At 65.4% G+C, this 25,445-nt stretch carries 17 protein-coding genes and 1 riboswitch; of the genes, 6 read left to right on the top strand and 11 right to left on the bottom strand.

The genetic code is table 11. From position 1 onward, the window contains the following. Nucleotides 1-125 precede the first annotated feature (125 nt). Nucleotides 126-275: riboswitch (S-adenosyl-L-homocysteine riboswitch) on the top strand. A gap of 22 nt (nucleotides 276-297) precedes the next feature. The 4 genes from ahcY to FXN65_RS01705 all read left to right on the top strand — a co-directional run bounded on the left by ahcY (nucleotide 298) and on the right by FXN65_RS01705 (nucleotide 5,739). Further along, entirely contained in the window at nucleotides 298-1,707 is a 1,410-nt protein-coding gene (ahcY, locus tag FXN65_RS01720) for an adenosylhomocysteinase (protein WP_151131368.1), read from the top strand. 94 nt (nucleotides 1,708-1,801) lie between these two features. After that, nucleotides 1,802-2,647 carry a methylenetetrahydrofolate reductase [NAD(P)H] gene (gene metF / locus FXN65_RS01715; protein WP_178119259.1) on the top strand — a complete coding sequence of 282 codons (846 nt, stop codon included), beginning with the start codon at nucleotides 1,802-1,804 and terminating at the stop codon, nucleotides 2,645-2,647. 180 nt (nucleotides 2,648-2,827) lie between these two features. Then, nucleotides 2,828-3,583, top strand: coding sequence for a substrate-binding periplasmic protein (locus FXN65_RS01710; RefSeq protein WP_151131366.1), 756 nt, complete (start codon nucleotides 2,828-2,830; stop codon nucleotides 3,581-3,583). A gap of 191 nt (nucleotides 3,584-3,774) precedes the next feature. Continuing rightward, nucleotides 3,775-5,739 carry a DEAD/DEAH box helicase gene (locus tag FXN65_RS01705; RefSeq protein ID WP_151131365.1) on the top strand — a complete coding sequence of 655 codons (1,965 nt, stop codon included), beginning with the start codon at nucleotides 3,775-3,777 and terminating at the stop codon, nucleotides 5,737-5,739. Nucleotides 5,740-5,936: 197 nt separating this feature from the next. On the opposite strand, the gene FXN65_RS01700 is transcribed toward FXN65_RS01705, so the two are convergent. From FXN65_RS01700 to FXN65_RS01690, 3 genes are all read right to left on the bottom strand, one after another. Next, nucleotides 5,937-6,512 carry a YceI family protein gene (locus FXN65_RS01700; RefSeq protein ID WP_151131364.1) on the bottom strand — a complete coding sequence of 192 codons (576 nt, stop codon included), beginning with the start codon at nucleotides 6,510-6,512 and terminating at the stop codon, nucleotides 5,937-5,939. A 31-nt stretch (nucleotides 6,513-6,543) separates the two neighbouring features. Beyond that, nucleotides 6,544-7,098, bottom strand: coding sequence for a cytochrome b (locus tag FXN65_RS01695; RefSeq protein ID WP_151131363.1), 555 nt, complete (start codon nucleotides 7,096-7,098; stop codon nucleotides 6,544-6,546). A gap of 233 nt (nucleotides 7,099-7,331) precedes the next feature. Next, the gene (locus tag FXN65_RS01690; RefSeq protein WP_151131362.1) at nucleotides 7,332-8,807 is read right to left on the bottom strand and encodes a flavin monoamine oxidase family protein; all 1,476 of its coding nucleotides are present in this window, start codon (nucleotides 8,805-8,807) and stop codon (nucleotides 7,332-7,334) included. A 162-nt stretch (nucleotides 8,808-8,969) separates the two neighbouring features. Between FXN65_RS01690 and FXN65_RS01685 the strand changes: the two genes are divergently transcribed. Both FXN65_RS01685 and FXN65_RS01680 read left to right on the top strand, forming a co-directional pair. After that, a complete protein-coding gene (locus FXN65_RS01685; RefSeq protein ID WP_151131361.1) occupies nucleotides 8,970-10,376 on the top strand; it encodes an adenosylmethionine--8-amino-7-oxononanoate transaminase in 1,407 nt (468 codons plus the stop codon). Nucleotides 10,377-10,441: 65 nt separating this feature from the next. Continuing rightward, the gene (locus FXN65_RS01680) at nucleotides 10,442-11,161 is read left to right on the top strand and encodes a 16S rRNA (uracil(1498)-N(3))-methyltransferase (RefSeq protein WP_151131360.1); all 720 of its coding nucleotides are present in this window, start codon (nucleotides 10,442-10,444) and stop codon (nucleotides 11,159-11,161) included. Between the two features lie 93 nt (nucleotides 11,162-11,254). On the opposite strand, the gene FXN65_RS01675 is transcribed toward FXN65_RS01680, so the two are convergent. The 8 genes from FXN65_RS01675 to pilG all read right to left on the bottom strand — a co-directional run bounded on the left by FXN65_RS01675 (nucleotide 11,255) and on the right by pilG (nucleotide 25,201). Further along, complete coding sequence (locus tag FXN65_RS01675; RefSeq protein ID WP_151131359.1) at nucleotides 11,255-11,725, bottom strand: chemotaxis protein CheW; 471 nt, start codon at nucleotides 11,723-11,725, stop codon at nucleotides 11,255-11,257. Between the two features lie 174 nt (nucleotides 11,726-11,899). Continuing rightward, nucleotides 11,900-12,919 carry a chemotaxis protein CheB gene (locus FXN65_RS01670; RefSeq protein WP_151131358.1) on the bottom strand — a complete coding sequence of 340 codons (1,020 nt, stop codon included), beginning with the start codon at nucleotides 12,917-12,919 and terminating at the stop codon, nucleotides 11,900-11,902. Then, a complete protein-coding gene (locus tag FXN65_RS01665; RefSeq protein WP_151131357.1) occupies nucleotides 12,916-20,670 on the bottom strand; it encodes an Hpt domain-containing protein in 7,755 nt (2,584 codons plus the stop codon). The genes FXN65_RS01670 and FXN65_RS01665 overlap by 4 nt, the downstream gene beginning before the upstream one ends. Before the next feature lie 9 nt (nucleotides 20,671-20,679). Beyond that, on the bottom strand, nucleotides 20,680-21,540 hold the full coding sequence (locus FXN65_RS01660) for a protein-glutamate O-methyltransferase (protein ID WP_151138630.1): 861 nt from the start codon (nucleotides 21,538-21,540) through the stop codon (nucleotides 20,680-20,682). 62 nt (nucleotides 21,541-21,602) lie between these two features. After that, complete coding sequence (locus FXN65_RS01655; RefSeq protein ID WP_151131356.1) at nucleotides 21,603-23,651, bottom strand: methyl-accepting chemotaxis protein; 2,049 nt, start codon at nucleotides 23,649-23,651, stop codon at nucleotides 21,603-21,605. A gap of 139 nt (nucleotides 23,652-23,790) precedes the next feature. After that, nucleotides 23,791-24,327 carry a chemotaxis protein CheW gene (locus FXN65_RS01650; RefSeq protein ID WP_151131355.1) on the bottom strand — a complete coding sequence of 179 codons (537 nt, stop codon included), beginning with the start codon at nucleotides 24,325-24,327 and terminating at the stop codon, nucleotides 23,791-23,793. Nucleotides 24,328-24,382: 55 nt separating this feature from the next. After that, entirely contained in the window at nucleotides 24,383-24,748 is a 366-nt protein-coding gene (pilH, locus tag FXN65_RS01645; RefSeq protein ID WP_151131354.1) for a twitching motility response regulator PilH, read from the bottom strand. 45 nt (nucleotides 24,749-24,793) lie between these two features. Next, nucleotides 24,794-25,201, bottom strand: coding sequence for a twitching motility response regulator PilG (gene pilG / locus FXN65_RS01640; RefSeq protein ID WP_003455569.1), 408 nt, complete (start codon nucleotides 25,199-25,201; stop codon nucleotides 24,794-24,796). Nucleotides 25,202-25,445: the final 244 nt, after the last annotated feature.

Genomic DNA, 25,445 nt, shown 5'->3' with positions numbered 1-25,445 from the left:
ACAAGGCTTTCAATGGCTGCGATAGGGACTCGTCCGGGCGACGGAAAACCTTGGGCTTGCCCGCCAGCGCCGCTATAATCCGCAGGTTTTTCAAACGGTCGGCGCTGCCCTGCCGTTCCCGCCTCCCTTCCGAGGGGCGCTGCAGCACGTGGTGCCTGTTTCGAATCTCGCGAGCCTCAGAGTATTTCTGCGGCACCCGATCAGATTCGAATCAGGCTCCGCCTGTCAGGCTCGGAAGGGGCGTTGCCAAAACGCATCAACGGCGCCCATTCGCACACTACGAATGGAGACTCATACATGAGCGCTGTCATGACGCCTGCCGGTTTCACCGACTTCAAAGTCGCCGACATTTCCCTGGCCGCCTGGGGCCGCCGCGAGCTGATCATCGCCGAGTCCGAGATGCCCGCACTGATGGGCCTGCGCCGCAAGTACGCCGGCCAGCAGCCGCTCAAAGGCGCGAAGATCCTCGGCTGCATCCACATGACCATCCAGACCGGCGTACTGATCGAGACCCTGACCGCCCTGGGCGCCGAAGTACGCTGGTCCTCCTGCAACATCTTCTCCACCCAGGACCAGGCCGCTGCCGCCATCGCCGCCGCCGGTATCCCGGTGTTCGCCTGGAAGGGCGAGACCGAGGAGGAGTACGAGTGGTGCATCGAGCAGACCATCCTCAAGGACGGTCAGCCGTGGGACGCCAACATGGTGCTGGACGACGGCGGTGACCTGACCGAGATCCTGCACAAGAAATACCCGCAGATGCTGGCGAAGATCCATGGCATCACCGAAGAAACCACCACTGGCGTGCACCGTCTGCTCGACATGCTCAAGGCCGGCACCCTGAAAGTCCCGGCGATCAACGTCAACGACTCGGTGACCAAGAGCAAGAACGACAACAAGTACGGCTGCCGTCACAGCCTGAACGACGCCATCAAGCGCGGTACCGACCACCTGCTGTCGGGCAAGCAGGCGCTGGTGATCGGCTACGGCGACGTGGGCAAGGGCTCCGCCCAGTCCCTGCGCCAGGAAGGCATGATCGTGAAGGTCTCCGAAGTCGACCCGATCTGCGCCATGCAGGCCTGCATGGACGGCTTCGAAGTCGTTTCCCCGTACAAGAACGGCCTGAACGACGGCACCGAAGCCAGCGTTGATGCCGCGCTGCTGGGCAAGATCGACCTGATCGTCACCACCACCGGCAACGTCAACGTCTGCGACGCCAACATGCTCAAGGCCCTGAAGAAGCGCGCGGTTGTCTGCAACATCGGCCACTTCGACAACGAGATCGACACCGCCTTCATGCGCAAGACCTGGGCGTGGGAAGAGGTCAAGCCGCAGGTGCACAAGATCCACCGCACCGGCAAGGACGGCTTCGACCCGCTGAACGATGACTACCTGATCCTGCTGGCCGAAGGCCGCCTGGTGAACCTGGGCAACGCCACCGGCCACCCGAGCCGCATCATGGACGGTTCCTTCGCCAACCAGGTGCTGGCGCAGATCCACCTCTTCGAGCAGAAATTCGCCGACCTGCCGGCCGACGAGCAGGCCAAGCGCCTGACCGTGGAAGTCCTGCCGAAGAAGCTCGACGAAGAAGTGGCGCTGGAAATGGTCAAGGGCTTCGGCGGCGTGGTCACCCAGCTGACTCCGAAGCAGGCCGAGTACATCGGTGTGACCGTGGAAGGCCCGTTCAAGCCGGATACCTACCGCTACTGATGGTCCGGGTGGACGGGCCGGTCCCGTCCACCCCCGTTTTCAGCCTGGCGGAGGGCGCGCCCTCCGTCTCTTGCTCCCGAGCCTGGAAAGACCCATGTCCCAAGAACGCCGTTACAGCTTCGAGTTCTTCCCCGCCAAGACCGAAGCCGGGCACGAAAAACTGATGGCCACCGCCCGCAACCTGGCCGCCTACCAGCCGGATTTCTTCTCCTGCACCTACGGTGCCGGCGGCTCCACCCGCGACCGTACCCTGCAGACCGTCCTGCAGCTGGACGGCGAAGTGAAGGTGCCCACCGCGCCGCACCTGTCCTGCGTCGGCGACAGCAAGGCCGAACTGCGCGCTCTGCTGGCGTACTACAAGGATGCCGGCATCCAGCGCATCGTCGCCCTGCGCGGCGACCTGCCGTCGGGCATGGGCATGGCCAGCGGCGAGCTGCGCTACGCCAACGAGCTGGTGGAGTTCATCCGCGCGGAAACCGGCGATCACTTCCACATCGAAGTCGCCGCCTACCCGGAAGTGCATCCCCAGGCACGCAGCTACGAGTCCGACCTCGCCAACTTCGTGCGCAAGGTGAAGGCCGGCGCCAGCAGCGCGATCACCCAGTACTTCTTCAACGCCGACAGCTACTTCTACTTCGTCGAGCGCGTGCGCAAGCTGGGTGTGGATATCCCCGTGGTACCGGGCATCATGCCGATCACCAACTACAGCAAGCTGGCCCGCTTCTCCGACGCCTGCGGTGCGGAAATCCCGCGCTGGATCCGCAAGCAACTGGAGGCTTACGCCGATGACGCGCAGAGCATCCAGGCATTTGGCGAGCAGGTGATCACCGAGATGTGCGAGCAGCTCCTCCAGGGCGGTGCTCCCGGCCTGCACTTCTACACCCTGAACCAGGCAGAACCGAGCCTGGCGATCTGGAAGAACCTCAACCTGCCGCGTTGAGTTTGCCGTAGAAGACGAAAAGGCCGGGCAATGTCCCGGCCTTTTCTTCATGTGGGAGCGATTTCAATCGCGAATGAATGCGCCCCACGATCGGAGCCAGTGGCGACGGTGATCACAGCCTGGAAATCTTTGACCCTCGGCTTACTATCCAGCGCGCGTGCGGCCACGTAATCTGGCCACATGCCACTATTTCGCACCCTCCTTGTCATCCTGTCCGCCTGCCTTGGCCAAGTTGCCGGGGCGGACCCACTGCGTATCGTCAGCGAGCCGTGGGCGCCCTATGTCTATGAGGACGACGGCGAGATACGGGGGCTGGACTACGAGGCCAGCAGCGTCATCTTCAAGCGCCTGGGCGTCGAGGTGCAGTGGAGCCTGATGCCCTGGAAACGCTGCCTGATGGCGCTGGAAAGCGGGCAGGCCGACGCGGTGCTGGATATCTTCCACATTCAGGAACGCGAAGCCCGGATGGCCTTCCCCAGCGAGCCGCTTTCGGAAGTGGAATTCGTCCTGTTCTACGCCAGGCAGCGCCCCTACCCGTTCCAGCGCATGGCCGATCTGCAAGGACTGAAGGTGGGCGTTTCCCCCGGCTACTGGTACGCCGACCAGGCTTTCCGTACATCCACGCTGTTCATCCGCGAACCGGCGCCCACCCACGAGGCGAACCTCGGCAAGCTGGTGCGCGACCGGGTCGACCTGGTGGTGAACGATCGCCGCGCCGGTCTTTTCCTGATCCACCAGATGGGGCTCGGGGCCGAAGTCGGCCAGCACGAGCGGGTGATCAGTCGCGACCGCCTGTATCTGGCGTTTCGCCGCGAGCCGCGCCTGGACGGACTTGCCGGACGCTTCAGCGAGGCGCTCAGGCGCTTCAAGCGGGAGCCCGCATACGCCGAGCTGGTGGATCGCTACCGCGAACCCGGCGCGGGAAACCTTCGGTAACCGTTGAGCGCCGCGAGGGCTGTACATTCTCGCGGAGCTGTTATACTCGGCGCTCCGTCAGGCATACGCCCGGATGCTGAGCCACCCCCAGAGCCAGCAGGACCGGTCGGGATCACCAGCCATCGCCGTGATTCGAGCCAGACACGATCACCCTATCGGGCCAGCCCCTTAGAACTCACACAGGATCTCCCATGTCCTTTGCCTCCCTCGGTCTCTCCGAGGCATTGGTCGGCGCCGTCGAAGCCGCCGGCTACGCCAAGCCCACTCCCGTGCAACAGCGGGCGATTCCCGCCGTGTTGCAAGGTCGCGACCTGATGGTTGCGGCCCAGACTGGCACCGGCAAGACCGCCGGTTTCGCCCTGCCCGTTCTGGAACTGCTGTTCCCCAACGGTCACCACGACAAATCCCAGCGCCATGGCCCGCGCCAGGCGCGCGTTCTGGTCCTGACGCCGACCCGCGAACTGGCGGCACAGGTCCACGACAGCTTCAAGCTCTACGCCCGTGACCTGAAACTGGTCAGTACCTGCATCTTCGGCGGCGTCGGCATGAATCCCCAGGTGCAGGCCCTCTCCAAGGGCGTGGACCTGCTGGTGGCCTGCCCCGGCCGCCTGCTCGACCTGGCCGGTCAGGGCAGCGTCGACCTCTCCCATGTGGAAATCCTCGTGCTCGACGAAGCCGACCGGATGCTCGACATGGGCTTCATCCACGACGTGAAGAAGGTCCTCGCCAAGCTCCCGCCCAAGCGCCAGAACCTGCTGTTCTCGGCAACCTTCTCAAAAGACATCGTCGACCTCGCCAACAGGCTGCTGCACGATCCCGAACGCATCGAAGTGACCCCGCCGAACACCACGGTGGAGCGCATCGAGCAGCGCGTGTTCCGTCTCCCCGCCAGTCACAAGCGCGCCCTGCTGGCGCACCTGATCACTGTCGGCGCATGGGAACAGGTGCTGGTCTTCACCCGTACCAAGCACGGCGCCAACCGCCTGGCCGAGTATCTGACCAAGCACGGCCTGGCCGCCGCCGCGATCCACGGCAACAAGAGCCAGAACGCCCGCACCAAGGCCCTGGCCGACTTCAAGGCCAACGAGGTGCGCATCCTGGTGGCCACCGACATCGCGGCCCGTGGCCTGGACATCGACCAATTGCCCCATGTAGTCAACTTCGAGCTGCCCAACGTCGAGGAAGACTACGTGCACCGCATTGGCCGTACCGGTCGTGCCGGTCGCAGCGGCGAAGCCATCTCCCTGGTCGCGCCGGATGAAGAGAAGCTGCTGAAGGCCATCGAGCGCCTGACCAAGCAGAAGATCCCGGACGGCGATACCCAGGGCTTCGACCCGGCGACCGTCGAGGCCGAGCGTCCCGAAGCGCGCCCGCCGCGCCCCGAGCGCCAGCCGCGTGCCGACAAGCCCAAGCGCGAAGCCAAGGCCGCCGCGCCGCAGGCGCCCGCCGAAGGGAAGGAAGCCAATGCCGAAGGCGCCGCAGAAGGCAAGCCGCGCAAGAGCCGTAATCGCCGTCGTGGCAAGGGCAAGGGGCCGGACCAGGAACAAGGCCAGGGCCAGCAGGCAGCCGGCCAGCGTCAGCAGCAGCCCAAGCAGCCCAAGCCGGCGCGTCCGCCGCAGCCAGCCGCCGACCGTGATCCGGAAGAATTCCTCGACGACGAAATCGACAACTTCGGCAATCGTGTCGACTACGTCAGCCCCTATCCACCCAAGGGCCAGGGTCGCAACCAGCGCCGTGGTGGCCAGGGCCAGGGCCAGGGCCAGCGCCAGCAGGGTCAAGCCCAGCAAGGTCAGGGCCGTAGTGGTGGCGCTCAGGGTCAAGGCCGTAGCGGAGGTCAGGGCCGCAGCCAGGGCCAGGGAAGTGGCAGCAACCAGGGCCAGCGCCAGGGTGGCCAGAAGCAGGGCCAGCAGCGCCAGGGTCAGGGCAAGGCGGCCAAGGGGCGCGGCAACGGCCAGCGCCGTAGTGACGATCAACTGGTGTCCCGTGGTCGCGACGAGCCTGCCGTGCAGGATCCCCGAGCCAACAAGCCGGCACCGAAGATCATCATGAAAGAGTCCCGCGCCGACCGTTACCCGACTCCGGAGCAACTGGACGAACTGCAACAGAGCAGCCGCCCGCGCGGCGAGAAACCGGCATTGCTGACCCGCAATCGCTGAGTTTCACCCGCTCATGAAAACGCCGGCCAAGTGCCGGCGTTTTCGTTTCCGCGAGGCGGCGGCATTCCCCTGTGGGAGCGATTTCAATCGCGATGGGGGACAACGTGCTGCTTGGTGGCGCTTTCGCGAGTGAATTCGCTCCCACAACGCAAAACGCCGGCACTGGGCCGGCGTTCTGGTACGGCGGGAAAGCACGCTTAGGAACGTACGCCCTCGAAGGAGATGATCAGCTCGGCTTCCTGGGAGGCCGGGCCGAGGTCCTTCTGAATGGCGAAGTCCTTCAGCTTGATGGTGGTGGTGCCTTCGAAACCGGCGCGGTAGCCGCCCCACGGGTCGTCGCCCTGGCCAACGAACTTGGCCTTGATCACCACCGGCTTGGTCACGCCGTTCAGGGTCAGATTGCCGGTCACGTCGGCAGTGCCCTGGCCGGTGGACTTGACCGCGGTGGATTCGAAGGTGGCGGTGGGGTTCTTGCTGACGTTCAGGAAGTCACCGCTCTTGATGTGCTTGTCACGCTCGGCGTGGTTGGTGTCGACGCTGGCGGTCTTCAGGGTGACCTTGATCTTGCTGGCCTCCGGATTCTTCTCGTCGAAGCTGAAGGTGCCGTCGAAGTCCTTGAAGGTGCCGTAGATGTAGCTGTAGCCCAGGTGGCCGATCTTGAAGTTGACGAAGGCGTGCTGGCCTTCCTTGTCGATCACGTAGTCAGCGGCCATCGCCTGGCCAGCGAAGAGCGCAGCACCCAGGGTCAGGGCAGCGAAGGTTTTCTTCAGCATCGATGAATCTCCTTGTTGAGAGGTTGCAGCGTTATTTGGCGGCGCGACCGAGCATGCGGGTCAGGGTCGCGTCACGATCAATGAAGTGGTGTTTGAGGGCGGCCAGGGCGTGGATGCCGGCGAAGATCAGCAGGCCCCAGGCGAGGTATTCGTGAATGGCACCGGCGACATCTTCCTGGTCCGGGATAGCGGTCAGGGTCGCGGGCACCTCGAACAAGCCGAACACGGCAATGCCGCGTCCTTCGGCGGTGGAAATCAGGTAGCCGGAAATCATCAGGGCGAACAGGCCGAGGTAGAGCACCAGATGGCCGACCTTGGAACCCAGACGGGTCATCGGACCATGGTTGGGCAGGGCGGGCGGCGGCGGACTGACGAAACGCCAGGCCAGGCGCGCAAGCATCACCAGGAACAGCAGGATACCGACACCCTTGTGGATATCCGGAGCGGTCTTGTACCAGCTGCTGTAGTAGTTCAGACCGACCATCCACAGGCCCAGGGCGAACAGGCCGACGAAGACGATGGCCACCCCCCAATGCAGAACGATACTGACCAGACCGAAGCGGGACGGGGAGTTACGCCATTGCATGAAATGAATCCTTGGAAACACAGGCTGGGTAAACGCGAGTGATTTAGCCTAGCGGCAAATCTATCGAATTAAAGCGGAAAATTTCGCTTTGAAATATCGAGCAATACGATCTTTATGACGAATGAACCCTTGCAGGATTTTGTCGAAGGGAATGCCTGAAAGTTCGTAGGACGCGGCCGAGCGTTGCGTCAGGGGGGACAGGCGGCGAGACGACTCGCCGCCTGGGACTGGACTCAGTTGAACAGGCGAGAGAAGAAGCCCTTCTTCTCTTCCTTGGTGGACGCCCTGGGCGCGGCCTCCGGCTTGGCTTCGGCCACGGCTTCCACCGGACCGACGGTCTTGCCGGCCTTCAGGTCAATGACCTGGCCGGCGGCGCGCTGGCCGCTGCGCAGCGCACCTTCCAGGGTGCCCGGATAGAGCGCGTCAGTGTGTTCGCCCGCGAACACCACGCGGCCCAGGGGCTGCTCCCACATGCGCCAGTAGAGGCTGATCTCGCCCGGACCGTAGGCCAGGTAGGCACCGCCGGCCAGGGCGTCCTTGCCGTAGCGGCGCAGCTCGAAGCCCTTGAATTGCTCGCGGGCGCCCGGGAAGTGCTTGTCGAAACGGATCAGCACCTGGTCGACCATCTGCCGGTCGCCAAAGGCCTGCATCAGGCGCGCGTTATCGCCGGACAGGTTGATCAGCAGGTTGGCGCCGCCCTTGAGCGCCGGCTCGACCCAGAGCATGCCCAGGCCCTGGTCGCTGTAGACCTCGCCGGAAAGCCGGCTCTTGCCCCAGACCGGCTTCTTGAACTGCAGCAGCATCTGGTCGCGCCAGCCGTAGTTGATGTCCTTCAAGGCACGTAGCTGAAGCGCGGAAAGGGACGGGGTCATGCTGATCTTGCCCAGCGCCGGCAGCGGCACAGCGAGCACGACGTAATCGGCCTTGTAGCCGGTGCCGCCAACCTTGACGGTGACGCTCTCCTGCTCCTGCACGATGGCGGAGACGCGGGCGTTGGTCTTGATGGTCTTGATCTGCTTGGCCATGGCCTGGGCCAGGCCCTGGCTACCGCCGGGCAGGCGCGCGGCACGCATTTCGGTATCCGGCAGGCCACGGTAGACGCGGGCTTGCTGGGCCAGGTAGAGCAGGGACAGGCGCGACGGCTCGTCATAGCGCGAGCGGATGCGCTGATCCACCAGGGCCTTGGCGGTCGGCGCCAGGTTCAGCTTCTCCAGCCAGCGGGCAACGGAGATGGAATCGAGGGTCTGCAGGGTGTGGTTGGCCAGCGGCTTCATCGGATCGTCGATCGAGGCGGCCAGGTCGTCCAGGCTCTTGTCGAAGCGCTTCAGGCCTTCCACGGTGCTGGGCGCTTCCTTGAGCAGGTCGGCCTCGGAGAAGTAACGGCCGTTCACCAGGTAACCGGGATTGCGCACGTAATCCGGGGCGGGTACGGCCTTCAGCTTGAACTGGTCCAGGTAGCGGTACAGGCTCGGCTGCAGCTTGGCGCTGCCTACCCACTCACTGGCGGCCAGGCCCGAACGGCCGCCGATGCTCGGCTTGGCCTCCAGCACGGTAACCTGCCAGCCCTTCTGCTGCAGCTCGTAGGCCGAAGTCAGGCCCGCCATGCCGCCGCCGATGACGATAGCCGTCGGCTGCTTGTCCTTGGCCAGCGCCGTCGCACTGAGCCCTCCCACGATGATCAGCGCCAAGGCGCGCCAGGCTGCAGGCATGAAGAATCCCCCCGGTGAAGCAGCGTCGTTCGAAATTGGCGCGCAGGATACGCCAGCCCCGACGGCCCGGCCAGAAGTGCCTTCCGGCTGGCCAATGGCGTCCTGCTTGTCCGGGCCAGCCGCATTGCATAGGCTTCGCCGATCGCTACAGGAGAACGAGTCATGGGCCTCAATGCCGACTGGATGCAACGCGACCTCGCTGTGCTCTGGCACCCCTGCACCCAGATGAAAGATCACGAACGCCTGCCGGTGGTGCCGATCCGCCGTGGCGAAGGCGTCTGGCTGGAGGACTTCGAGGGCAAGCGCTACCTGGACGCTGTCAGCTCCTGGTGGGTCAACGTCTTCGGCCACGCCAACCCACGCATCAACCAGCGCATCAAGGATCAGGTAGACCAGCTGGAGCACGTTATCCTTGCCGGCTTCAGCCATCAGCCAGTGGTGGAACTGTCCGAGCGCCTGGTCAGGATCACGCCCAAGGGCCTGGATCGGGTCTTCTATGCCGACAACGGCTCCTCCGGCATCGAAGTGGCGCTGAAGATGAGCTACCACTTCTGGCGCAACCAGGGGCTGGAACGCAAGAAACGCTTCGTCACCCTGACCAACAGCTATCACGGCGAAACCATCGCGGCGATGTCGGTGGGCGACGTCGCGCTATTCACCGAGACCTACAAGTCGCTGCTGCTGGACACCCTCAAGGTGCCGAGCCCGGACTGCTTCCTGCGCCCCGAAGGCATGTGCTGGGAAGAACATTCCCGCGCCATGTTCGCCCACATGGAGCGCACCCTCGCCGAGCACCATGAGGAAGTCGCGGCGGTGATCGTCGAGCCGCTGATCCAGGGCGCAGGCGGCATGCGCATGTATCACCCGGTCTACCTCAAGCTGCTGCGCGAAGCCTGCGACCGCTATGGCGTGCACCTGATCCACGACGAGATCGCCGTCGGCTTCGGCCGCACCGGCACCATGTTCGCCTGCGAGCAGGCCGGCATCGCCCCGGACTTCCTGGTGCTGTCCAAGGCGCTGACCGGCGGTTACCTGCCGATGGCCGCCGTGCTTACCTCCGAGGCCGTCTACCAGGGCTTCTACGACGACTACCAGACCCTGCGCGCCTTCCTCCACTCGCACACCTACACCGGCAACCCGCTGGCCTGCGCCGCCGCCCTGGCGACCCTGGACATCTTCGAGCAGGACAAGGTGATCGAGGCCAACCGCAAGCTGGCCATGCGCATGGCGACGGCCACTGCCCACCTGGCGGACCACCCGAACGTGGCGGAGGTGCGCCAGACCGGCATGGTGCTGGCCATCGAAATGGTCCAGGACAAGGCCAGCAAGACGCCCTTCCCCTGGCAGGAACGTCGCGGCCTGAAAGTCTTCCAGCACGCCCTGGAGCGCGGCGCGCTGCTGCGTCCGCTGGGCAACGTGGTGTATTTCCTGCCGCCCTACGTGATCACCGAGGAACAGATCGACTTCCTCGCCCAGGTGGCCGGCGAAGGCATCGACATCGCCACCCGCGAGTCAGTGAGCGTGCCGGTGGCGGTGGACCTGCATCCGAACCATCGCGATCCGGGCTGACGGGTAACACGGACGGCGCGCCAGGCCTTAAACTGCGCGCCTGTCTCTCCTTTGCCCGAATGCCCATGCGCCTTTCCCGCTTTTTCATCGACGCCCCGCTCTCCCTCGGCCAGCACGAACTGCCCGAAGCCCAGGCCCACTACATCGGTCGCGTCCTGCGCCTGGCCACGGGCGATGCCGTGCAGCTGTTCGACGGTTCCGGGCAGGAGTACCTCGGCGAACTGATCGAGGTGGGCAAGAAGATCGTCAGGGTGGAATTGCGCGAAGCCTTCGCCGGAATGGCCGAGTCTGCCCTGCGGGTGCACCTGGGTCAGGGCCTGTCGCGCGGCGAGCGCATGGACTGGGCGATCCAGAAAGCCACCGAGTTGGGCGCGGTCGAGATCAGCCCGATTGTCAGCGAGCGCTGCGAAGTCCGTCTGAAGGACGAACGCGCCGACAAGCGCCTCGCCCACTGGCGCCAGGTCGCCATCAGCGCCTGTGAGCAATGCGGCCGCTCGGTGCTGCCGGTCATCCATGCGCCAATCGCCTTGGCCGACTGGCAGCGCCAGGTCGAGGCCGACCTCAAGCTGGTCCTGCATCCGGTGGCCGCCCCCCTGGCCAGCCATGCCCGGCCGGGTAGCCTGGCTTTCCTGATCGGGCCGGAAGGCGGCCTCTCCGAGGCCGAGGTGGATGCGGCGAAGTCAGCCGGCTTCCATGCCGCGCGCCTGGGCCCCCGCGTATTGCGCACCGAAACGGCGCCGGTGGTGGCGCTCAGCGTGGCGCAGCAACTCTGGGGCGATTTCTAGCTGGCGTAGGCTGGTCTGAGCTACCCGCAGCCCAGCACACGGGATAACCAGAGAAACGTCGGGCCTGGCTGCGCTCGGACCAAGCTACTGGACTCAGATCAGCCCGGCATCCGCCAGCATCTGCTCCAGGGCCATCAGGTCAGGAATCTTCGCCACGTCGGTGCCCAGTTGCACCGAATCCAGCTCAAGAATCGACAGCGGCGCATTGGCGCGGCGCAGGTCGTCTTCCAGCTTCAGCGAACGGGGAATGCCTTGCAGCAGCAGGGCGATGAACTTCACGTGAGGACGGCCGCCGAGGGCATTGAGTACCGCCACCCGGGCACCCGATCCCACTTTCACCTCGCCGCCCGCGGCGGCTTCGAAGGACAGCAGCGGCAGGCGCAGGTCGCGCCAGGCTACCTGCCCCAGCAGCCAGGCGGGCAGCCCCGGCGTCGCCTGGGGCGCGCGGTAGGGAATGAGTTCAGCCAGGGCCACGTTTGGCACCAGCAAGGTACGGTCGGACAGCGGCAGCAGCAGGCCGGTGAGGCTGGCGGTGCTGTTCTGGGTAGTAACGGCTTGGCTCATGGGAGTCCTGGGCTAGGGTCTGTTGGCATTTCGGCGCGAGCCGGAGGGCCGGGCCAGTTTTGCGCGGTGCTGCGTTATTCGTCGTTCATTTGGAATAACCAAACCTCTCTCCTCATGCCGTGCCCCGCGCAAGAACTGGCTTCGGCGCGGCCGCGAGCGAAACGTCAACAGCCCCTAACTGAACTGCGCGGCCAGATGTTCGACCAGCTTGGCGGCCAGCTCGCGCGGGTCGCCGCTGAAACCGCTGTAGCCACCTTCGCGCAGGCTGTCGGGCATGCTCGAACAGGCGCATGATTCGGCGCTCTGGGTCCAGATCAGCCCGCCCTGGCGGCGCAGGTAGGCGGCGGCGGCACTGCCGTCGCTGCCCATGCCGCTGAAGGCGATCACGCCGCACTGGGCACCGAAGTGCTGGGCGAGGTTGAGCATGGCCTGGTCGATGGACGGGCTGTAGGGTTCCGGCCAGGGGCGTTCGCCCATCTGCATGCGGCCGTCGTCGGTGAAATTCAGTTCGCGGCTGATGGGCGCCACCACCACTTCACCACAGCGCACGGCGTCACCATGGCGGGCCTGGTTGACGTGCCACTGGCTATGGCGTCCAACCGCCTGGGGCAGCGCGCCCTCGAAGCTGGGGTCGATATGCTGGGCATAGATGAAGCCGATGGGCAGGCCGCCGGGCAACGCGTCGAGGAACGCCTTGACCGCCGCCGGACCACCGAGGGAAGCGGCCAGCAGCCAGACCTGACGCGCGGGCTCGCCCGCCACCAGCGGGGTATCGGCGAGCGCCCTGGGCAGTTCCAGGCGGGACGGCCGCTGCGCCTCGGCCAGCAGCGTTTCCAGGCTCGGCCCTACCGCCACGGCCGGATCACCCACCAGCTTCTTCAGTTTGCCGAACAGGCGCCTTTCCCAGCGCGGGTAGTGCTCGGAATGGCGCTCAGGTGCGTGCCCTTCGCCGAACAGCACCGGTGCGCTGGCGTGTTCCAGCAGGTTGTCCACCAGGGGCGAGTCTTCGGACAGGGCCAGGTCCACCAGCCAGAGGTCCGTTTCGCAGGCCCCCAGGGCCTCCTCGTCGAGGCGGGCGGGGTCGCTGTTGAGCACCACCTGGTAGCCATTCCCGGTCAGCGCCTGCTGCAGCACATGGCGTTGCAGCGAGGTGTCGGCGAGCACGGCGATGCGTGCGGAAGTCTTCTCTGTCATGTCCGTTTGACCAGATGCTGGATGGTTTCGAGCAGCAAGGACTCCTGATAGGGCTTGCCCAGGTAGTCATTGACGCCGATGGCCATGGCGCGCTCGCGGTGTTTCTCGCCGGTACGCGAGGTGATCATGATGATCGGCAGGTCCTTCAGGCGTTCGTCGTGGCGCACCAGGGTCGCCACTTCGAAGCCGTCCATGCGCGGCATTTCGATGTCCAGCAGCATGATGTCCGGACGCTGCTCCTGCAGCAGGGCGATGGCGTCCACCCCGTCCTTGGCGGTGAGCACGTTCATGCCGTTGCGCTCCAGCAGGCGGCTGGTGACCTTGCGTACGGTCACCGAGTCGTCCACCACCATCACCAGCGGTGGACGCTCCACGTCCACCTCGGCAGGCAGCAGGTTGACGTTGGCCGAACGCGGCAGCGGCTGCACCAGGTGCGCGTGACGCGAACGGATGGTCGCCAACAGGTCGAGGATCACCACCACCCGGCCGTCACCGAGGATGGTCGCGCCGGAAATGCCGTGGACCCCGGCGAACTGCGCGCCGAGGCTCTTCACCACGATTTCGCGGGAACCTACCAGGGCGTCCACCTGCACGGCCACGGCGTGCTCGGAAGAGCGCACCAGGATCACCGGCAGCGGCAGGCTCTGGCCCACCAGCTTGGGCTGCTGGCCGTTGCCCAGCAGGTCGCCCAGGTACTTCAGCTCGTAGTTCTGCCCGGCGTACTCGAAGCGCGGTGCGTCCGGCTGGTAGTAGGTTTCCAGCTCGTAGGGCGACACCCGCACGATACCTTCGATGGTGTTCAGCGGGATGGCGTAGAGGTCCTCGCCGGAGAGCACCATCAGTGCACGGTTCACCGACACGGTGAACGGCAGGCGGATGAGGAAGCGGCTGCCCTCGCCCGGCGTCGAGTCGATGCTCATGGTGCCGCCGAGCTGTTTCACTTCGGAATGCACCACGTCCATGCCGACGCCACGGCCGGAAATCTGGGTGACCTTGTCGGCGGTGGAGAAACCCGGTTCGAGAATGAACTGCAGGATTTCGTGGTCCGACAGGTCGGATTCGGCGTCCATCATGCCGCGCTCGATGGCCTTGCGGCGCACCGCTTCGAACTTGATCCCGGCGCCGTCATCAGCCAGGGTCAGGACGATGTCCCCACCCTCGCGGCCGAGATTCAGGCGAATGGTGCCGCTCTCCGATTTACCGGCGGCACGGCGAGCCTCGGCATTCTCGATGCCGTGGTCGACCGCGTTGCGCAGCATGTGTTCCAGCGGCGCCACCATGCGCTCCAGCACGGTACGGTCCATTTCGCCTTCGGCGTTGCCGACGACGAATTCCACTTGTTTGTCGAGTTCGCTGGCCACCTGCCGGACGATGCGGCGCAGACGCGGCACGAGGCGGTCGAAGGGCACCATGCGGGTACGCATCAGGCCTTCCTGCAACTCGGTGTTCACCCGTGCCTGTTGCAGCAGCAGGGTTTCCGCGTCGCGGTTCTTCGCCGCCAGGGTTTCCTTGAGGTCGAGCAAGTCGGACGCGGATTCGAACAGCGCCCGCGACAACTGCTGCAGCTGCGAGTGACGGTCCATTTCCAGCGGGTCGAAGTCCTCGTAGCCGGCGCGCTCGGCCTCGGCCTGGTAGCGGCTGAGAATCTGCGCCTGGGTCTCGGTATCGAGACGGCGCAGCTGGTCGCGCACCCGCTCGATGGTGGCTTCCATCTCGCTCAGGGTGAAGCTGAAGTCGCTGACCTGCTGTTCCACACGACCACGGAAGATGGAGGTCTCACCGGCCAGGTTGACCAGGCCTTCGAGCAGCTCCGCGGGCACTTTCACCAGTTCCTGCGGGGCGCGGCGGGCAGCGGCTTCCTGGGCGGCTTCACGAGCCCGCTGGACGAAGGGCAGCACGCGCTCCTGGCCAACCACCAGGGGCTGAACGCTGGCCGCGACTATCGGCGCCGCCAGTTGGGGCAGTTCCGCCTGGCCCGGCGCCGGGGTAGGCGCCGGCAGCTCTTCGGCCAGGCTCCGGTCGAGTTGCTGGCGCAGCTCTTCCAGTTCCGCCTGCAGGCCTTCGTAGCCCGACTGCACGTCGAGGAACAGGCTTTCCGGCCAGGGCGCGCCCTGTTGCTGCGCCTCGACCAGGTGTTGTTCCAGGTCGTGGGTGAGGTCGCCCAGGCGTTTCTGCCCGGCCAGTCGCGCACCGCCCTTGAGGGTGTGCAGCACGCGCAGCAGCTCGTCCACGTGGGCGCCGTCGTCGCGAGCCTCTTCCCAGCGGCCGATGGCGACTTCCATGGACTCCAGCAGGTCATCGGCCTCTTCCAGGAAGATATCGAGGATGTCCGCCTCGGCCACGGCCTCCAGTTCGCCCTCGACCACCGGCTGCAAGTGCACGGCGGTGGGCATGCTCAGCTGTTCGCTGGGATTGGCGCGCCAGTGCTTGATGGCGTCGACCAGTGCCTTTCCATCCGGCAACGGACCGCGCGCGCGCACCGCGTCGAGCATTTCGCTCAGGCGGTCCTGGCAGGCCTGCAGCAGGCCGAACAGCGCCGGGCTGGCGCGCAGGCGACCACCGCAGAGGCCTTCGTAAAGGAATTCCAGCTCGTGGGCGAGATCGCCGATGGGACCGATCTCGGCCATCCGCGCACCGCCCTTGAGGGTGTGCAGGTCACGCTGCAGGGCTTCGATTTCGAGGCTGTTGTCCGGGTCCTCGATCCAGCGCTGCAGGGCGGCGCCGGCGCTATCAAGGATGTCGAAACCTTCCTCGAGGAAGATTTCCACCAGTTCCGGGTCCTGGTCGCTGTCGAAAGCCTGGGGCACGACGTAGGCGGCCGGCTCTTCGACGACTCGACGTGCTGGCGAATCGGCCTCGGGCACATCGACGACAAGCTCGGTGAGGACTTCATCGTCTTCCTCCGGCTGCCCATCGTTGGCGGCCTCCGGCGAATCGCCCAGGTCAGCGCCGCCCTCCGACTCGAAGTCCAGCGCGTCGAAAGCTTCTGACTCGGGCAGCGGCTGCACCACAGCGGCCGACAGGCTCTGCGCACCACCCTGACGGAAGCCACGGATGTCCTGGATCAGCTGCAGCGGATCGGACAGGGCACGGCGCGCCTGGAGCTGTTCCAGCAGCGAAGCCAGGCAGTCATGGCTGGCCTGCAGCAGGCCGGCGAGACGCGGCGAATGGCTGTAACGACGATCCACCAACCCTTCGTAAAGGGACTCCAGCTCGTGGGCGAGATCGCCGATGGGGCGGATTTCGGCCATGCGCGCACCGCCCTTCAGGGTGTGCAGGTCACGTTGCAGGGCCAGCAGCGCCGGGTTGTTGCCCGGCTCGCCCAGCCAGCGTTCCAGGGCCTTGCCCGCGCTGTCGAGGATATCCACCGCCTCTTCGAGGAAGATGGACACCATTTCTTCGTCCAGCGTGGCCGGAACCTGGTCCAGCGGCTCAGCCTCTGGCAGTTCCTCGGGGTCGAAGGACGCCAGTTCCGGCAGCGCGACATCCTCCAGCACCTGCGGTTCTTCCACCGGTTCGGGAAGCGGCGGGCTGTCGGCGGCCGGCGCCCAGTCGGCGGCGTCCGCGTCCAGCTCCTGGATTTCCAGGTCCGGGATGCCGGGCTCCAGCAGCGCCAGGGCCGCCGGGTCCACCACGTCCTGCAACAGGTCACGCAGGGCCTGGGCGCGCTCGGGCTGAGGCGTGACCTCCAGCGCAGCGGCCACCTGGTCCATCATGCCGATCAGGGCCTCGTGGGCCGTTTCGGCTTCGTCGAAGAAGCGCTCGCTGACCGGCAGGCTGCCTTCATCGACTGCGCCATAGACATCCAGCAGAGCTTCGCAGAGGTCTTCGATCTGCGGCAGCTCGGCCATCTCGGCGCCACGGCCGAGGGTGGTCAGTTCTTCCAGCAGTGCGCCCAGCTCCTGGCGCTCGGCCGGGTGCTCGCGCCAGCGGTGCAGCAGGTCTTCGGCGTCCAGCAGGATGTCCATGCCCTCGGCCAGGAACAGGGAGATCATCTGCGGATCGCGGGTCTCGCCCTTGTCGTCTCGGCGCGCGGCGTTGGCGGCGTCCAGGCGGTCCTGATGCAGCTTCCGGATCCGCTCCAGCAGCGCCTCGGTACCGGGTACCGGCGCCAGCGGCGTGCTGTCCAGCTGGGCCACGCCCTGGCGCAGCAGGTTCAGCGCCTCATGCAGCAGCCCGGCCTCGGACAGGTCGATGCTGAGCAGGTTGGTCTTGTATTCCTTGGCCAGCTTTTCCAGCGGCGTGGCGATTTCGGCGATGGGCATGATGCCGGCCATGTGCGCACTGCCCTTGAGGGTGTGCAGGGCACGCTGGAGGTCATCATTGACCGCCTGGGGCAACTCCTGGTCGCACGCCTTGACGAAGCCGGCGAGGGTTTCCAGGTGCAGCTCCGCCTCGTTGCGGAAGATTTCCAGCAACTGCGGGTCCATGGCCTCACCGGTTTCGGTGATGACAGGAGCATGCGGCTCGCCCGCGGGCTCGACGGCCTGCTCTGAACCCGGGGCTTCAGATTTTGGGAGGCTCTGCCCCTTGGCCAGGGCATGGGCCGTGGCGGCCAGCAGGTCGACGTCGTCGCGCTGGCGCTGGGCCTTGGCGGCGTACTCCTCGACCAGGGTGGGCAGCAGGTCCACCACATCCTGGACCACCTGATACACCGGCTCGTCGGTTTCGATGCTGCGGTCCAGTACGCGGTTCAGCAGGTTCTCGACCGACCAGGACAGCTCGCCGATGATCAGCGCACGCACCATGCGTCCACTGCCCTTGAGGGTGTGGAAAGCGCGGCGCACCTCGCCCAGCGAGTCGCGGTCGTTGCTGTCGGCGCGCCAGCGCGGCAGGTATTCAGAGAGAGTCTCCAGCACTTCGCCGGCTTCTTCGATGAAGACTTCCTGCAGTTCGTCGTCCACCGGTTCTTCGTCGGCGGGCGGCGGCAGCAGGCTCGGCGGCACCTCGCGGGCCGGCGGGTTGAATGCCGGTACCGGCGCGGCCATCACCTCGGCGAGGGACAGCGGCCGCTCGGCGGCGGGTTCCACAACAGGTTCTTCCAGCAGTGCGCTGGGCAGTTCCACTTCCGGCAGGCCGAGCTCGGCGAGAGCGGCTTCGTCCCATTCCAGCGGCGCCGGCAGGTCGTCCAGGTTCAAGGCGTCCAGTTCAGCCACCGGCTCGGCGCCTGGCAGGCTGTCCAGCTCGTCGAAATCCAGGCTGGGCAGCGTGTCGAAGTTCTCCAGCGGCATGTCCAGTGCCGGTGGGTCGCCCGGCAGGGCAGGCGGCAGCTCCTCCAGGTCAGCCAGGTCGAAGCTCGGCAACGGCTGGCCTTCGTCGAATTCCAGCGGCTCGTCGAGACTGAGGTTCAGCAGTTCATCATCGCCTGCGACCGGTACTTCGGTTTCGGCGGGCAGGTTTTCCAGCTCGTCCAGATCGAGGCCGGGCAGGGCTTCGCCTTCCGGCAGCAACGCGGACTCCAACTCCAGGGAAGCGATGGCCTCGGGTTTGGCCGGGGTATCCAGGGCGGGCTCGGTAACGAGGTCCGCCGCGTCGGCGGTCAGATCGTCAAGGCTCCAGCTGTTGTCGTCAGCCAGGGGGGCAGCCGCGGCAGTCAGTTCCAGCGGCATGTCCAGGCTGAGGTCGATGCTTTCGGCAGCCGGCTCGGCGTCCAGCTCGCCCAGGCTCCAGTTGTCGTCGGAGACCAGCAGATCGCCTTCGGCGGCCGGGGCCACGGTGGCTTCGGCCAGCTCCAGCGGGGCATCCAGGCTGAGGTCGATGCTCTCGGCAGCCGGCTCGGCGTCCAGCTCGCCCAGGCTCCAGTTGTCGTCGGAGACCAGCAGATCGCCTTCGGCGGCCGGCGCTTCGGCGAGTTGAGGCGGCTCCAGCGGTGCCTGCGAGTCGAGGCCGTCGTCCGCAAGCTCTAAGTCCGCAGCCTGGGGCATGACGGCTTCCGGCTCGTCTTCCGGGTCCAGGTGCTGGTGCAGCTCCGACTCTTCGGCGGCCAGTACTTCGATTTCCTGGAGCGGATCGGCCAGCGGCGCCGGGGCTTCTTCCTCTTCCACGCGGTCGAGGATGGAAGGCTTCTCCTGCAGCGGATAACCCAGGGCGCCGAGACTCTCCTCGGCCACGTCGAGGATCAGGTCGCCCTGGGCGGCATGGTCCTCGGACAGGCGTTCGAGGTAGTACTCGACGCTGGTGATGGCGTCGGCCAGGGTGTCCAGGCTCTGCCAGTTGGGCACGGCCTTGCGCGCCAGCAGTTGTTCGAGGATGTAGCGGTTGCAGGCGTCGAGCAGGGCCGCGGCGCGCGGCAGGGGGATCATCGCCATGCCGCCGCGGGCCTGGGTCAGCAGCTCCGGCACACGGGCCAGGTGCTCGTGGTTCCACTGCGAAGCGATGAATTCGATGATGGCGTCCTTGGCCTGTTCCAGGCCATTGCGCGCCTCCTTGATCACCAGCTGGTGAATCTGCGCCACATCGGTAGTGGGCAGGTGGCTTTCTTCCGCCACGCCCGGCTCCGCCGGGCCGACCATGCCGGCCAGGGTGGCTTCGACGTAGAGCAATGCACCGGCCACATCCATCAGCACCGCATCGCTGGGATCGCGCTGGCCCAGGGACAGGCCGTGGATGACGTCGATCTGGTCGAGGATCACCCGGCGCGGTTGGCCGAAGCCGAGCACCGCCAGGGTGTCGGCGATCTGCTTGAGCGGCGGCAGCAGGGAATCCAGTTCGGTGACACCGCTGCGGTCGCTGCGCACGAACAGGTCGAGACTGTCCTTGACCCGCACCAGCTCTTCACAGAGGGCGGTGACCACCGAGCGCATGGCATCGCGGTCGGGACCGGCGAGACGGGCACGCTCCTCGTCCACCACGGCGGTATCGGGCAGGGCCTCGTCGAGGCGATAGCGCTCTTTCAGGGCGCGAATGCGCGGCGACTGGGCCGGGGCCTTGGCGATATAGAACAGCAGGTTCTTCACCAGCTCTTCCGGGGCCGCCTGGTTGAAGCCATCGGCCCCCTCTTCGAGCAGGCGCTTGAGCTCCTTGTCGACCTGGCGCAACAGGTTGCGCACCGAGGAACCGTTGACCACGGAGCCATTGGCCAGGCCTTCCACCAGCCCGGAGGCGATCTGCCAGAGCGGGCCAAGCGGCGCGTCCTGGCAGAGGGATTCGAGACGCGCGAACACCCGGGCCATGTAGCCCAGGTTGGTGGCCAGATCCTGGTTGCGGATCACGCCCACCAGGGCGGTCTGCAGCATTTGCCGCAGCTTGCGCAGCAGCACCGGCAGGTCCGCGGTACGCATGCGTGCCAGGGTGTCCATGGACAGCGCCGGCAGCACGCTGGAAAGATCCGGGGCGAACAGGCTGGTTTCCGAGAGCAGGTTGTCGCCACGGGCGGCACGGAGGTCGTTGAGTAGCGGCAGCAGGACCATCGGCAGGTCGCGGCGGGCACTCTGGATGCGATCCAGGTAGGGCGGTAGCTGCAGGATGGCCTGCATCAGCACTTCCAGGGCCTCGCCCCGGTTGGCCGCACGGCCTTCCATCAGCGCCTGGGCAAGACGCTCCATTTCTTCGGCGAGCAGGGCCGCACCGTAGAACTCGACCATCTGCAGCGTGCCCTGGACCTGATGGATATAGGTCAGGCAGAAACGCATGCGCGTCGGGTCCTGGGGATTCTCGACGAAGTCCTCCAGTGCCTGTCGCGCCTGCTTCAGGGTTTCCGCGATCTCGCCCTTGACCCACTCGAGGGCGACGTAGTCGTGCCGATCAGTCATAGCCGTCTGCTATCCCTTCCGGGTGAATGCCAGAACCTGTTCATTGGGCACCGGATCGAGATCCGGGTGCCGCCACCCCACCACTTCGCCGACACCCAGCACCATCAGGCCTCCCGGCGCCAGGCGCTCGGCCAGGCGGTTGAGGATTTCCCGGCGCCGCCAACGGCGGAAGTAGATCAACAGGTTCTGACAGAAAATTACGTCCATGCCGGACATTGGCGCCTTCGCCAGTTCCAGCACATTGAGCCGTGCGCAGCACACCCGTGCGGCCAGGCTCGGCACTATCTTGTAACGGCCGTCGCCCTGGACCTGGAAATAGCGCCCGGCAAGAGCCGCATCCAGTTGTTCCAGGCGCCTCGCGCCATACACACCCTCGCGGGCCTTGGCCAGGGCGCTGAGGCTGATGTCGGTGCCGGTCACGCCGAAGTAATCCGGTCGTTCGGTACCGCCAAGGGCCTCGGCTGCCAGCATGGCCAGCGAATAGGGTTCTTCACCGCTGGAGCAACCCACGCTCCAGATTTCCAGGGGCCGGGCAAGGCCAGCCGCAATGCGGCCCCGCAGATAATCGGTGAGCAGCTCGAAGGAAGCCGGATGACGGAAGAAGCGGGTCTCCTGCACGGTCAGCCGATCCAGCAGGGTCGACCATTCCACCGCGCCACGCGGCCCATTGGTGACCTGGCGGTAGTAGCTGGCGTAGTCCTGCACTCCCAGCTCACGCATGCGCGTACTGAGATTTGCCTGGAGGAAGGAACGGCGCTGGTCGCTGACCACCACGCCGGTGCGTTCCTCCAGCAACTTCTGCCAGTCGTGGAATTCCGCTGTCGTCATGTCGGCCAGGGGTTTCAAGGCCCAGACGCCGCCTGGCTGCATGCTGTCGTGCCCTTGATTCATGGCCGTCGTGCCGCGGTCTCAGACCGCGGCGCCTCCCCTGCTCAGGCTATGTCCTGGGCTTCCGGCAGCTTGAAGCCGGAAACCGACTTGCGCATCTCGCTCGCCATCTTCGCCAGGTTGCCGATGCTCTTCGCGGTGGCGGTGGTACCGGCGGAGGTCTGCGAGGTGATCTCCTGGATCACGTTCATGGTGTTGGAGATATGGCCCGCAGAGGACGCTTGCTGACGAGCGGCGTTGGAAATGTTCTGGATGAGTGCCGCGAGCGTCTTGGATACCTTCTCGATCTCTTCCAGGGCCACACCGGCGTCCTGGGCCAGGCGGGCACCGCGGACCACTTCGGAAGTGGTCTGCTCCATGGAGATGACCGCTTCGTTGGTGTCGGTCTGAATGGTCTTCACCAGCGCCTCGATCTGCTTGGTCGCGGCGGAGGAACGTTCCGCGAGGCGCTGTACTTCGTCCGCTACCACGGCGAAGCCGCGGCCCGCGTCGCCCGCCATGGACGCCTGGATCGCGGCGTTAAGGGCGAGGATGTTGGTCTGGTCGGCAATGTCGTTGATCAGGCTCACGATGTCACCGATCTCCTGGGACGATTCACCGAGGCGCTTGATCCGCTTCGAGGTGTCCTGGATCTGCTCACGGATGTTGTCCATGCCGGTGATGGTGTTGTGCACCACTTCGTTGCCCTTGTTGGCGATGGCTACGGAACGTTCCGCTACCGCCGAGGACTCGGAGGCGTTCGCCGATACCTGGTCAATGGACACGGCCATTTCGTTGATCGCGGCGGAGGCGCCGGCGATTTCCTGGGCCTGGTGCTCGGAAGCCTCGGCCAGGTGCATGGCGGTGGCCTGGGTTTCCTGGGCGGCGGCGGCCACCTGCACGGCGGTCAGGTTGATGGTTTCCACCAGCTCGCGGAGCTGGTCGATGGAGTAGTTGATGGAGTCGGCGATCGCACCGGTGAAGTCCTCGGTCACGGTCGCGGCTACCGTCAGGTCGCCGTCGGCGAGGTCGGCGATTTCGTCGAGCAGTCGCAGAATCGCGGCCTGGTTACGCTCGTTCTTCGCGGCGGTCTCGGCTAGTCGGTTGCGGGTGCTCTGTACCATCACCAGGCCGATGAGGATGATCGAGCCCAGGGCGAACACGCCCAGCACATAGCCGGCGAAGGTGTTCATGCCACGGCCATTGGCCAGGTTCTCGAAGCCGGTGGTCAGGGCGGAAGCCTTGTCCAGCAGGGTCTGGGAGCCGGTGAAGATGGTGTTGGCGGATTCACGGACCTGGAAGAGTTCGGGCGAGGTTTCGAGAATCTCGTCCACGGAGCCGGATACGAATTCGAAGAGCTCGGAAATCTCCTGCAGGCGCTCGAGGGCCTCGGTGTTGGTGACCTTGGAGATCTCCATCGCCGCGTTGCCTTCGATCATCGCGTTCAGTACGCGGCCGAACAGGCTGGCGTCGCGGCCGAACATGTCGGCGGCCTGGACCGAGTCATCGTCACCGGCCAGTACCTTGTTCACCGAGCCGAGGATACGTTCGGCCAGCAGCGACTGGCGCTGGGCCACGGAAACCTGGCTGGCGGGAGCACCGCTTTCGAGGAGAATGTCCACGACTTCCTCGTACTCGACCTGGAGCTGCGGAATGGTTTCGGCCAGGGTGGCGGCTACCTGGTGCAGGGAAAGTACGGTCTGCTCGCTGGCCAGGATGGCGTCGGCGTTCTTGCGCAGGCTCTCCCAGTCCTTCTGCACCACATCCATCTCGCCCTTCACGGCAACGGGTGCGGCAGGCAGGCCGGTGGAGGCGTCGCCCTGTTGCAGGAAGTTCCAGCGCTTCTCGAAGTCGTTGCGCGCGTCCTTCAGCAAGGCGAAGGCTTCGGCCTTGCCCGCCGCGGCTTCACTGGAGTTCTTGGCGATACGCTGGGACAGCACGCGGAGTTCACCGGCGTGGCTGATGTATTCCTTGTCGTAGTTCGCCTGGGTGTTGAGGTACGCGAAGTTCGCGAACAGCAGCACGATGGCGACGATCAGGACCACGAAGAGTCCGGCGATCAGCGACGTGCTGCGCACCCCGGAGAACAGATTGCCTGCGTTCAGTCTTTTCATTATCGGGCCCCCGCCTGGACCAACCACTTATTCCCATGTAACGCCAAAGGGCCGGCAAAGCCGGCCCAACCTTGAAGCCTTGGCCCCGGAGACTCTGCCCCGGTGGCCGGTACGGAGCGCCAGGCGCCCCGCGTCGAATCTAGACAGCCACCTCGAGGAACGCCTGATGCTGCGCGAGCGCGTGCGGGCTGAATACCAGCCAGGGCTGCTCGCGATGGAATACGCCGTGAATGAACGGCTGGATGCTGGCCTCCAGCGGAGGAAGCGTCTCGCTGAAGGAGTCCACCAGGAAATGCTGCATGCCGAAGACTTCGTCGACGATCAGCCCGGCGAAGATCTCCTGATGGTCCACCACCAGGACCCGGCGCTGCTTGCGCAGCGGCGAAAGCTCACTGCCGAAGAAACCGCACAGGTCCATGACCGGTAGCAGGCGGCCACGGACGTTGGAAACGCCCTTGACCCAGGTTTTCACCCCGGGAAGCGTGGTGTGGCGCGGCTCGTGCAGCACTTCGCTGACCTCGCCCATGGGCGCCACGAACAAGCGCTCGCCCATGCGAAAACCGATGCCGCTCCAGCTCTGCACCACCTGTTGCTGCGCAGGCAGGCCGGCCGCCAGCGCGCGACAGCGCTGGTCGATCTCGAAGAGGAGCTGGAAGGGAGTCTGCGAATCCGACATGGCGACCGGCCTTGGCCTGTTTCTAATAGTTATGTTTCGGGGACCGGCACGGCAATCAGCCGGCCAGTACCGTATTCAGGGTCTTGATCAGCGTGTCTTCTTCGATCGGCTTGGTCAGGTAGTCACGCGCGCCCTGGCGCTTGCCCCAGACCTTATCGGTTTCCTGATCCTTGGTGGTGACGATGATCACCGGAATGTGACTGGTGTCAGCGTCCTTGGTCAGTTGACGGGTCGCCTGGAAGCCATTGAGGCCCGGCATCACGATGTCCATCAGGACAGCGTCCGGTTTTTCCTGGCGGGCCAGGGCCACGCCATCGGCGCCATTCTCCGCCTTGAGTACCTGGTGGCCATGCTTCTCGAGCATGGCAGTCAGCTTGTACATCTCGGTCGGCGAGTCATCAACAATCAGAATACGAGCCATGGTGTTCCCCATACGGAAAGGCTTCACCGGCCTTCAGGCCGGACTTCAGGAGGCTTGCTCCACCGGGGTGAAATCGGGGACGTGAGTCTTGATCGCGCCGAGCAGCTCTTCCTTGCTGAAGGGCTTGGTGAGGTACTGATCGGAACCGACGATGCGACCCTTGGCCTTGTCGAACAGGCCGTCCTTGGAGGACAGCATGATCACCGGGGTGGACTTGAAAGCACTGTTGTTCTTGATCAGGGCGCAGGTCTGATACCCGTCCAGGCGCGGCATCATGATGTCGACGAAGATGATGTTCGGGTGGGAATCGGCGATCTTGGCCAGGGCATCGAAACCATCAACCGCGGTGATGACCTCGCACCCCACTTTCTTGAGCAGAGTCTCGGCTGTACGACGAATCGTTTTCGAATCGTCGATCACCATGACCTTCAAACCCTCGGAATGCTGTTCCATGTTCGCCCTACCATCGCCTCGGTGAGTCGTTATTCTGCTTTATATATGTGCCTGAGGCCCTGCAACCGACGGGCTGCTACCCAATCGTCGGGCCTTTTTAGCACAGTCTCCAGACGCAAGCTACACGGCCTCTGCATCTGCGATTCTTCCCTTTCGGGGGAAGGTTTTTTCCTTGACCGCAATCAATGCCGGCGCCACCCTGAGCGCCTTATCCAACCGGCCCGCCAGCTTTGGCGCGCCCCTT

The sequence above is a fragment of the Pseudomonas lalkuanensis genome, from assembly GCF_008807375.1.
GTDB classification, from domain to species: Bacteria; Pseudomonadota; Gammaproteobacteria; order Pseudomonadales; family Pseudomonadaceae; genus Metapseudomonas; species Metapseudomonas lalkuanensis.
This window is presented reverse-complemented; position numbering and strand designations above follow the sequence as displayed.